The sequence below is a fragment of the Bacteroidota bacterium genome (assembly GCA_019637975.1).
GTDB lineage: Bacteria > Bacteroidota > Ignavibacteria > UBA10030 > UBA6906 > CAADGV01.
In genome coordinates this window covers 48,718-59,025 of the sequence record JAHBUR010000008.1, presented here as the reverse complement: position 1 = coordinate 59,025, position 10,308 = coordinate 48,718, and the positions used below count along the sequence as shown (strand labels likewise).

Annotated in this window: 6 protein-coding genes; all 6 read left to right on the top strand. The window is 52.1% G+C overall.

Going from position 1 to position 10,308, the window contains the following annotated elements; all coding sequences use genetic code 11:
- Positions 1-58 precede the first annotated feature (58 nt).
- The gene (gene eno / locus KF749_05925) at positions 59-1,345 is read left to right on the top strand and encodes a phosphopyruvate hydratase (protein MBX2990691.1); all 1,287 of its coding nucleotides are present in this window, start codon (positions 59-61) and stop codon (positions 1,343-1,345) included.
- A 34-nt stretch (positions 1,346-1,379) separates the two neighbouring features.
- Positions 1,380-2,786 (top strand): phosphoglucomutase/phosphomannomutase family protein, encoded by a 1,407-nt coding sequence (locus KF749_05920; protein MBX2990690.1) that lies wholly within the window; start codon positions 1,380-1,382, stop codon positions 2,784-2,786.
- 101 nt (positions 2,787-2,887) lie between these two features.
- Positions 2,888-4,207 carry a DUF4921 family protein gene (locus KF749_05915; GenBank protein MBX2990689.1) on the top strand — a complete coding sequence of 440 codons (1,320 nt, stop codon included), beginning with the start codon at positions 2,888-2,890 and terminating at the stop codon, positions 4,205-4,207.
- Positions 4,208-4,300: 93 nt separating this feature from the next.
- Positions 4,301-6,259: an ABC-F family ATP-binding cassette domain-containing protein gene (locus tag KF749_05910; GenBank protein ID MBX2990688.1), complete on the top strand. Its 1,959-nt coding sequence runs from the start codon at positions 4,301-4,303 to the stop codon at positions 6,257-6,259.
- Positions 6,256-7,662: a 23S rRNA (uracil(1939)-C(5))-methyltransferase RlmD gene (gene rlmD / locus KF749_05905; protein ID MBX2990687.1), complete on the top strand. Its 1,407-nt coding sequence runs from the start codon at positions 6,256-6,258 to the stop codon at positions 7,660-7,662. Before KF749_05910 ends, rlmD begins: the two co-directional genes overlap by 4 nt.
- 73 nt (positions 7,663-7,735) lie before the next feature.
- Positions 7,736-10,219, top strand: coding sequence for a carbohydrate binding family 9 domain-containing protein (locus KF749_05900; protein ID MBX2990686.1), 2,484 nt, complete (start codon positions 7,736-7,738; stop codon positions 10,217-10,219).
- The last annotated feature ends 89 nt before the right edge of the window (positions 10,220-10,308 follow it).

Genomic DNA, 10,308 nt, shown 5'->3' with positions numbered 1-10,308 from the left:
TTGATATGCATTTTCGCTGATGATTCTGTGCTATTACTTGAAGAACGAAGGAGAATTTATGAGTACAATAATTACCGATATTCATGCCCGTGAGATCCTGGATTCCCGCGGCAATCCGACGATTGAAGTTGATGTCGAACTGGAAAGCGGCATTGTCGGCCGCGCGGCTGTGCCGAGTGGAGCGTCAACAGGTGAACACGAAGCTGTTGAGTTACGCGACGGTGACAAAAGCCGGTATCTCGGCAAAGGCGTGTTGAATGCAGTCGAGCATGTGAACAACGCCATTGCCGAGGAGTTAACAGGTTTCGATGCCGCCGACCAGACGGGTATCGACGAAACAATGATCAGGCTTGACGGCACGAAGAACAAGTCGAAACTCGGAGCGAATGCAATTTTAGGTGTGTCACTCGCCGTCGCGAAAGCGGCTGCGCAATCGGCAAAACTTCCGCTCTACAAGTATATCGGCGGCACAAACGCGAAAGTCCTGCCCGTTCCGATGATGAATATCCTCAACGGCGGCAAGCATGCCGACAACAATGTTGATCTGCAGGAATTCATGATTGTGCCGACCGAAGCCGAACGTTTCAGCGAAGCGTTGCGGATGGGTGCCGAGGTGTTTCATGCGTTGAAGGGCGTTCTCCACAAGAAGGGCTACAACACGGCCGTCGGCGACGAAGGCGGATTTGCGCCGAGTTTGAAGTCGAACGAAGAAGCAATCGAAGTGATTCTCGAAGCCATTACCAAAGCGGGCTACCAACCGGGTAAAGACATCTATATTGCTCTTGATCCCGCTTCGAGCGAAATGTGGGACGACGGGAAGTATTTCTTCTACAAATCCACGAAAGAGAAAGTCTCGCCCGAGGCGATGGTGAAATTCTACGAGAATTGGGTGAAGCAGTACCCCATTATCTCGATTGAGGATGGAATGGCGGAGAACGATTGGGACGGGTGGAAGATGATGACGGACGCGCTCGGCAAGAAAATCCAGCTTGTCGGCGACGATAACTTCGTCACGAACACCGAATTCCTGAGCAAAGGAATTGACATGGGCGTTGCCAACTCCATATTGATTAAAGTCAATCAGATTGGAACGCTGACGGAGACTCTTGACGCGATCGAAATGGCAAAGCGCGCAGGGTACACAGCTGTTATCAGTCACCGCAGCGGCGAAACGGAAGACTCGACCATTGCCGACATCGCTGTTGCGACGAATGCCGGACAAATAAAAACCGGCTCGGCAAGCCGTACGGATCGCATTGCAAAGTACAATCAGTTACTGAGAATAGAAGAAGAACTGGGCGATCAGGCGATTTACCCGGCGTTGGCGGCGTTCAACAGAAAGTAAGTTCGTAACACTTCAAATCAGATTAGGAAAGTTCATGCCCCAACCCATAAAATTCGGCACCGACGGCTGGCGTGCCGTGATCGGCGACGACTACACGTTTGCGAATCTTGAGAAGGTCGCTCTTGCGACTGCAAGACACTACAAGAAACACAAGAAAATCCGTAACGGGATTGTTATCGGCTACGATGCGCGGTTCATGTCAAAGGAATTTGCCGAAGTTGTTGCGACTACGATTGCCAATACCGGTATCAAAGTGAAGCTTTCAGACAGCATCGCATCGACACCGGCTATTTCTCTTCTCTCAAAAACCGAAAAAGCCGCTGCCGGGATCGTCATCACAGCGAGCCACAATCCCTACAAATGGAACGGTTTCAAGATCAAGGGCGAATTCGGAGGGCCGGCGTTTCCCGAGACTATTGATAAGGTAGAGAAGGAACTGGCAAAGATTCTGAAGCCGAAAAAACTCCCACCGCAAAAGCGATCATTCAAACAGCTTCTGGACAAAGGCACAATCTCCACCATCAGCATGAAGCAACAGTACCTTGATGATTTGATGACGAAGTTGAACTTTGATCTCATCAAGAATTCCGGCATCAGGATTCTCTACGATGTTATGCACGGCGCAGGCCAGGGTGTGTTGGATGGCGTGCTTCCGAATGTTGTTCAGATGCGCAATGAGTACAACCCGTCGTTCGGCGGCACAAACCCGGAGCCGATAACGCAAAACCTCGGTACACTCATGCGTCGCGTGAAGGACGAGGGATTTCACATCGGCATTGCGACCGATGGCGATGCCGACCGCATTGGCGCGGTTGATGAACACGGCAATTTTGTTGACTCGCAACGCGTGTTTGCTCTTCTTCTCAAATATCTTGTAGAAGAGAGAGGATTACGAGGGGATGTTGTCAAAACCTTCTCCGTCACGCAAATGGTCGACAAACAGTGCGAGAAGTACGGACTGGCGATGCGCGAGACGCCTATTGGTTTCAAACACGTGTGCAGGCTGATGGTGGAAGGCGACGTGTTAATTGGCGGAGAGGAAAGCGGCGGCCTCGGAACGAAAGTTCACCTGCCCGAGCGGGACGGGATTTTTCTCGGTTTGTTGTTGTGTGAGATGATGGCCGTCCGGCAAAAAAGCCTGAGCTATCTTGTCCAGGAATTGATGGACGAATACGGTCAGCATGAATTCAAGCGTATTGATCATCATACAACGGAACAGGGCAAAGCGGCGATCATGAGGCGGTTCAAGAAAGGCGTGAAGAAAATCGCGGGCTACAACGTCATTGATCGTCAGGATAAGGATGGCTTCAAGTTCTTCGTTGAAGGAGGCGGATGGGTGCTGGTGCGTGCGTCAGGAACAGAACCGCTTATTCGCTTCTATGCCGAGTCCGACAGTCAGATAAAATGCGACGCGCTTCTTGCTGCATCGATTAGTGGGTAGGGGTCTCTTCACAGCCGAGTCTCAGGCACGCCTGCAATGTTGCCCGCCTTCCGGTGTTGCTGTATTCTGAAAAGAGAGTTTTCCAACAACTATGGACAAGCATGGAACTCACAGTTTACTACACCATAATGCCCGACGGTACGGTGAAGCAGGTTAATCCGTTTACAGGCACCGAGGTGTGGGCTGTTGCCGGTCGAAAAGGGAAGCCCATTACGAACGAACAAGCAGAAGATGTGCAGTCCCTTGAAGTTCATTCACCTGAAGATTATTGCAGCTTCTGCCAGTCTCGTTATCACGAAACAGCCCCCGAAAAAGCCCGCCTTATCCGTCATGCTGATGGCCGGTGGGGAAGTATTCCTCTCGCGGCACCGGACAGATATTTCGATACCACCGCCGAGTTCCGCCGTGTTGGAAACATGTTTGAGATTGTCACGCTCGACTATTGGCGCAAGAATTACGCCTACAAACTGACGGGTGCCCAGACCCGGTGGAAGGAAGAGTATCTTGCCAATCCCGCCGGGCTGAAACACATTTCTGATATCATTGAATACAAGTTGCGTCGCGAAGGGAAGTCTGATGAACAGCTGGAGAAGATGCACATGGCTGACAGGCTGGCACTTGCCGATTCGTTCTTCGGCGGCTCGCATGAAATGATTATTGCCAAGCGCCATTATCGCGACAACGCTGTAAATACCTCCGACCTGTACTCTTCCGGAGAGATGACGCTGGAGGAACACTTCCAGTATTTTCGTTTCACAATAGAAGCAATGCGTGATGTAGCTGCTGCGAACCGCTACGTTCGCTATATCAGCGTGTTCCAGAATTGGTTGCGGCCCGGCGGGGCATCGTTTGACCATCTTCACAAACAACTTGTCGCGCTCGATGAATGGGGATCCTCCATCGAAAATCAAACAAAGATGATTCGTGAAGATCCGAACGTGTACAACCAGTTCGGGGCAAATTTTGCGGCACACCACAACCTGGTTTTTGCCGAGAACGATTTCGCGATTGCGTACGCCGGTATCGGCCATCGGCATCCGACCATCGAAATCTACTCGAAGTCGCAGGCGGGCAGACCCTATGAACACACGGATGATGAAATACGGGGGATGAGCAACCTTGTGCACGCAATGCATGCCGCAATGGGCAGCAAAATCTCCTGCAACGAAGAGTGGTACTATACACCCATCGATGCTGTGTACAAAATGCCGTGGCATGTGCTGATCAAGTGGCGCGTGACTGTGCCTGCCGGCTTTGAAGGTGGAACGGGCATCTTCATCAATCCTATGACACCGATTGAAGTCCGCGACCTCATGGTTCCGAGACTGTACAGGCTTCGCGACGAAAAGAAAATCGACAACATTCGCATTGCGGAGGAATGCCGCGTAGATCCGAATCCGCTGAAGTACTATTTGCGATAGAGAGAGTCTTTCCGCATCGTCGGTTCAACACCTCCCGTCAATTCAGCGCGGGCATACTTCTCCCGCTCGCCAGATTTCAGTATATTGCCTCCCATGATCTCCGCAGTTAACATAGCACTCCAATACGGCAGCAAAATTCTCTTCAAGGGAGTGTCGTTTCGTATCGGCACACATGATCGGATCGGACTTGTAGGGTCGAACGGAACGGGCAAGACCACGTTGCTCCGCATGCTTATCGGCGAAGCCTCCCCCGACAAAGGCGAAATTGCGAAAGCAAAGTACGTCACGGTCGGCTACCTTCCGCAAGAAGGCATGCACGTCGAAGGGCGCACGTTGTACAAGGAAGCCGAAACAGCGTTCGGTGATGTGCTGGAAGCGCAACAACATCTCGAAGAAGTCCATCGCCGGATGGGTGAAGTGACTGACCATCAGAGTGAAGAATTTCAGGAACTGCTGGAACTCTATGGCGAACTGCAACACAAGCTGGAAGACAGCGACGCGTTCCGCATGAAAGCGAAGATAGAGAAAGTACTTCTCGGCCTAGGCTTTTCCGTCGAGGATTTGGATCGACAGACGGATGAGTTCAGCGGCGGCTGGCAAATGCGTATCGCGCTTGCGAAACTTCTTCTCATACAACCATCACTATTGCTGCTCGACGAGCCAACAAATCACCTCGACCTCGATTCATTGCAGTGGCTGGAAGAATATCTGCAATCGTATGAAGGGGCAGTTATGATTGTCTCACACGATCGTCGCTTTCTCGATAATATGACGACGAAAACGTACGAGTTGAGTCTCGGTAATCTTGCCGAATATCCCGGAAACTTTTCGTTGTATGTGCGAGAAAAGGAAGAAAGAAAGCAACTCACACTCGCCGCCTATCAGAATCAGCAGCAACAAATCAAACAAACAGAACGGTTCATTGAACGCTTTCGCTACAAGGCGACAAAAGCCAGACAGGTTCAAAGCCGGGTCAAGATGTTGGAGAAGATGGATCTGGTGGAGATTGAAGATGAAGAGAGCGGCATTCACTTCAAGTTTCCTCCGGCTCCGTCAAGCGGGCGATCTGTGTTGGAAATCAGAAATCTGCAAAAAAGCTACGGCAGCAAGCGCATATTCAGTGGTATCGATTTCGACATTGATCGCGGCGACCGGATTGCATTTGTAGGCGTGAACGGCGCCGGAAAATCCACGCTCTCCAAAATCGTTGCCGGCGTCGAACCGTTTGAGGGCGGCGAGCGAAAGCTCGGGCACAATGTGATCCTCTCCTATTTTGCCCAGCATCAGGCAGACGAATTGAACCCGGCCAATGATGTGTTGGGAACGGTGGATGAAGTTGCGGTCGGCGAAATCAGGAAGTCGTTGCGCAATCTGCTCGGCTGTTTTCTGTTTCGCGGAGATGATGTGTTCAAGAAAGTCGCCGTTCTTTCAGGCGGCGAGAAAAGTCGGCTGGCTCTTGCCAAAATGCTGCTCCAACCCTGCAACTTGATTGTCATGGACGAACCGACGAACCATCTTGATATGCGCTCGAAGGCGGTGATGCAGAAGGCATTGATGAATTTCGAAGGAAGTTACATCATCGTCTCACATGATCGCGATTTTCTCGATCCCATCGTGAACAAGGTCGTGGAATTCTCAAAGGGAGGAGTTCGTACGTTTGCGGGCAACGTCAGCGAGTATATCTACGCCAAGCAAAAGGAGATTGCCGCATCAACCGCAACGGTTTCTGTACCCGCAAGGAAAGAAGAATCGCATATTTCCGAGAAGGAACGCAGGCGAATCGAAGCTGAACAGCGCCAGCGCGCCTACAAGATCACAAAACCACTGAAAGAAAAGATAACAAAAGCCGAACGGGAAATCGAGCAGAAGGAAGCGCTGAAACGCGAGATTGAAGAACTGATGGGGCATCCCGATTTCTACAAAGACGGCGGGAAGGTGAAGGCCGTTACTGCGCAATACAAGAATCTGGAAAGCGAATTGCAGAATGTCTACTTCAGGTGGGGCGAGCTGACAAGAGAATTGGAACGTGTGACCGGGGAGATGAACGATTGAGCCAATTCCGGCGGGGAGAAGAACTTATCCTCACATTGGATTCCTTTGCCTTTGAAGGGAAGTCCCTTGCCCGGCATGACGGACTCGTGGTGTTCGTTTACGGCGGCGTTCCCGGCGACGAGGCCCGCGTCCGGTTGACGAAAATTAAAAAGCAGTTTCTTGAAGCCGAAGTTGTCGAGCTTGTGAAGCAGTCGCCGTTGCGTGTTCAGGCGCGCTGCCGTTACTTCGGAACCTGCGGCGGCTGCAAATGGCAGCATGTTGATTACCGGGCGCAACTCGATTTCAAACGCCAGCATGTAGCTGATGCTTTTGAGCGAATAGGCGGGTTCAAAGGAATAGCCGTCAATCCTGCAATCGGTTCGGATCAAATCTACTTTTACCGGAATAAAATGGAGTTTTCTTTCGGAGAGAAGTGGTTTCCGAAGGAAGAGTATGAATCGAACAAGGATGTGCAGGCATTTTCTCTCGGTATGCATCCGGCGGGGATGTACCGCAAGGTTCTCGATCTTGAAGAATGTCATCTCCAATCCGAAGAAAGCATCCGCATTGTGAACACAGTCCGGAATTTTTGCGTTGAACGGAATCTCTCCATCTACTCAACATTCACACACGCCGGCTATCTCCGCAATCTTGTCATTCGGCAAAGCGCCTCCACGAATGAGTTGATGGTGAATATCGTTACCTCTGACGACAACCCCGGGTTGCTCTCATCTCTTTGCACGTGTTTGCTGAAGGAGATGCCATCCATCACCACTATCATCAACAACATCACGCAGCGGAAGAATCTCGTTGCTATCGGCGAGTATGAAAAAGTGTATCACGGCCCCGGCTATATTACAGAGATGATCGGGAAACGCATCTACCGTATTTCAGCAAACTCATTCTTCCAGACAAACACACAGCAGGCCGAACGATTGTATAATGTCGCACAACGGATGGCCGGTCTCAAACCCGGCGATGTGGTGTTTGATCTCTATTCCGGCACCGGCACGATTGCATTGCATATCGCCGATGATGTGAAAGAAGTTGTCGGCGTGGAAAATGTCGAAGCAGCCGTCGAAGATGCCCGAAAGAATGCGACCGCCAACAGAGTAACGAATTGCGCGTTTGTGTTGGGAGATTTGAAAGATCGATTGACGAAAGATACAGCCTGGCTCGACAACCATCCTTTGCCGGATGTGATGATCATCGATCCGCCTCGAGCCGGTATGCACGAGAAGGTCGTGAAGGAAGTCATAGAAATGAAACCCGAGCGAATTGTGTATGTGAGCTGCAATCCGGCAACACAAGCCCGCGACGTAAAGCTGATGGCAAACGCGTACCGGATTGCTGAAATCCAGCCCGTTGACATGTTCCCTCACACCTACCATATCGAGAATGTGGTGCGGCTTGAAAGGTCGTGAGTACCCGTCCGATGCATCCCCTCTTGTGTAACCCTTGTCACAGTTCAGTTGAGGGTTCGTTGATTTTCTGCGAATGGAAGGCTATCTTGAACTAACACAGGATCCATCCACTGATATTTCGACCCTAATGCGTTACTCAGGGGGATTCCTCCTTGCATATGCGTTTCTGGTTTCACCCGCATTATGGGCTGATACAGGGAAGATCATCAAGGCGGCCCGCCTTGAAAGTCGGTTAACGCTCGACGGATTGCTGCACGAGCGACAGTGGCACGCCGCACTACCCGCGGAAGACTTCACGCAGTTCTATCCCCTCGAAGGAAACCCCCCGACCGAGAGAACCTCTGTCCGCATTCTGTATGACGATAAGGCAATTTATGTCGGGGTGATTTGCTACGACAGCAATCCGCACGGGATCGTTTCGCAATTGACACGGCGAGACCGGACATCGGAAGCCGACCGGTTCACCGTGCAGATTGATTCATACAATGACCGGCAAACGGCGTTCGTGTTTTCAGTAAATGTTGCCGGCGTGCAAAGCGACGGCTTCCTTTCGCAGGACGGGAATGCCTACGACCTGAACTATGACGCTGTGTGGAGTGTACGCACGGCGCGGCATCGTGAAGGATGGTCGGCGGAGTTTGAGATTCCCTACAACGCTATCCGGTTCTCGCCGCAAGATGGAGAATATCGATGGGGGATTAACTTCCGTCGCTACATCAGCCGGAAGCGGGAAACAATCGAATGGGTGATGGTGCCGAGTACCGAACGGCTGATGATCTCAAAATGGGGATATGTAGAAGGCATCCGCGCCATTACGCCACCCTTGCATCTGAGTCTCATCCCGTACATTTCTGCAACGGCATCATTCGAAACGGAAGCGTCGTACCGTCCGCACCGGTCTGATCAAGCAGCGCATGCCGGACTTGACGTGAAGTACGGACTCAGCCGCAACTTTACGTTTGATGCGGCGATCAATCCCGACTTTGGCCAGGTGGAGGTGGATCAGTCGATTCTTAATCTGACAGTCTTCGAAACGTACTATCCCGAGAAGCGCCCGTTCTTCATTGAAGGCGCGCAGTTGTTCACATTCGGCAATTCGGTTGATAACACCCCCCTTACGCTATTTTACTCGCGCAGAATCGGGCAGAGACCCTTCCTTTCTCCGTTTGTTGCTGCGCCTCCCGGCGGGTCCATCAAAGAAAATCCTCACATTACAACGATTCTCGGCGCCGCAAAAGTAACCGGCCACACGGAATCCGGTTTTTCGTTGGGCGTTCTTGCCACTGCCACCGATGACGAGAATGCGGTTCTGTTGGATAGCGCGGGACGGGAATCAAGGATACAGACGGAGCCGAAAGGAACGTACAACGTTGTTCGTGTAAAGCAGGAGCTTGCAGGAAACTCGTGGGTTGGCGGCGTTGCAACACTTGCTGCCCGCGATCAGTTGAAGCCGGCGTTCAGCGGCGGTGCGGATTGGAATCTGCGCTTCGACGACGGCTCGTATACGCTCGATGGTTACATCGCCGGCGTGCATTCATCCAGCAGCCGCGCCAATCCGGACGGCACCGCCGGGCGCCTGCTGTTCTCGCGCATCGCGGCGCGGCACTGGTACTACACGGCATCCTACAATTTCTTCAGCGCCAACTTCAACAGCAACGATCTCGGCTTCTTTGCGCAGCCGCGGTATCACGGCGGTTACGTGCAGCTTCTCTATCGCGAGAACAGGGCCGAAGAGCCGTTCCGCCGCTATTCGTTCTCGCTTGTTCCCGAAGCCAAGTGGAACTGGGACGGTGTACGTACACTTTCGCAGGTCGACCTGTCGTTCTCGGCAGACTGGACGAATTTCTGGAAGTCAACATTCCGCTTTGTTCTCAACGACCGGGCCTACAGCGATTCGGAACGGGGGATTCTCGGCCTCTACCTTCGCCCCGTCGATTACTCGCTTCAGGCGCAAATACAAACAGATGAGCGACAGCCGGTTTCTATTTCGATGACAACAGATTTCCGGTTTGATGAGAAGGAGAAGAAGAGCATCAGCACCCTCATCGGCGTTACGATTCGTCCGGCCTCAAACATCGAACTCACACCTCTCTTTTACTTTGAGAAGACACGTTCGGAAGAAACGGGAGTACTGAGCGGCGGCAGGATTGTTCCGGTCGGCGGGCGCAGTCTCTTTGGAGATAGAGATGTCGACGAGATAGATTTCGCGCTGCGCGGCATCATCACCTTCACCCGAACGGTATCGTTGCAGTTCTATACACAAGTTCTGCTTGCACGGGGGCGCTACAACAACTTCCGGCTCCTGACCGGAGGCAGCGGCTTTGCCTCCTACACAACTCCTAACGTGTACGATTTTAATTACGCGATCTTCGACGCCAACCTGCTGCTGCGATGGGAGTTTCTACCGGGCAGTACAATTTTTCTTGTGTGGACTCAAAGCCGTGCAGATGATTCCGGCAATTACAACAACGACTTCGGCCCGCGGTTCCGCGGCATCTTCAAGCTGCCGCACGATGACGCCGTGCTGCTGAAGATGAGTTATTGGTGGGGATTGTAGAGCGAAAAGCTGAAGCGCCTCTGCTGCGTCAACGACTGCATGACAAGACGCTACGAGATCATCCCGCCTTCGCGAACTTCGTGCCCTTA

Coding starts and splice junctions, on each gene's coding strand:
- eno (MBX2990691.1), top strand. CDS start 59: ATGAGTACAATAATTACCGATATTCATGCCCGTGAGATCCTGGATTCC.
- KF749_05900 (MBX2990686.1), top strand. CDS start 7,736: ATGGAAGGCTATCTTGAACTAACACAGGATCCATCCACTGATATTTCG.
- KF749_05915 (MBX2990689.1), top strand. CDS start 2,888: ATGGAACTCACAGTTTACTACACCATAATGCCCGACGGTACGGTGAAG.
- KF749_05920 (MBX2990690.1), top strand. CDS start 1,380: ATGCCCCAACCCATAAAATTCGGCACCGACGGCTGGCGTGCCGTGATC.
- KF749_05910 (MBX2990688.1), top strand. CDS start 4,301: ATGATCTCCGCAGTTAACATAGCACTCCAATACGGCAGCAAAATTCTC.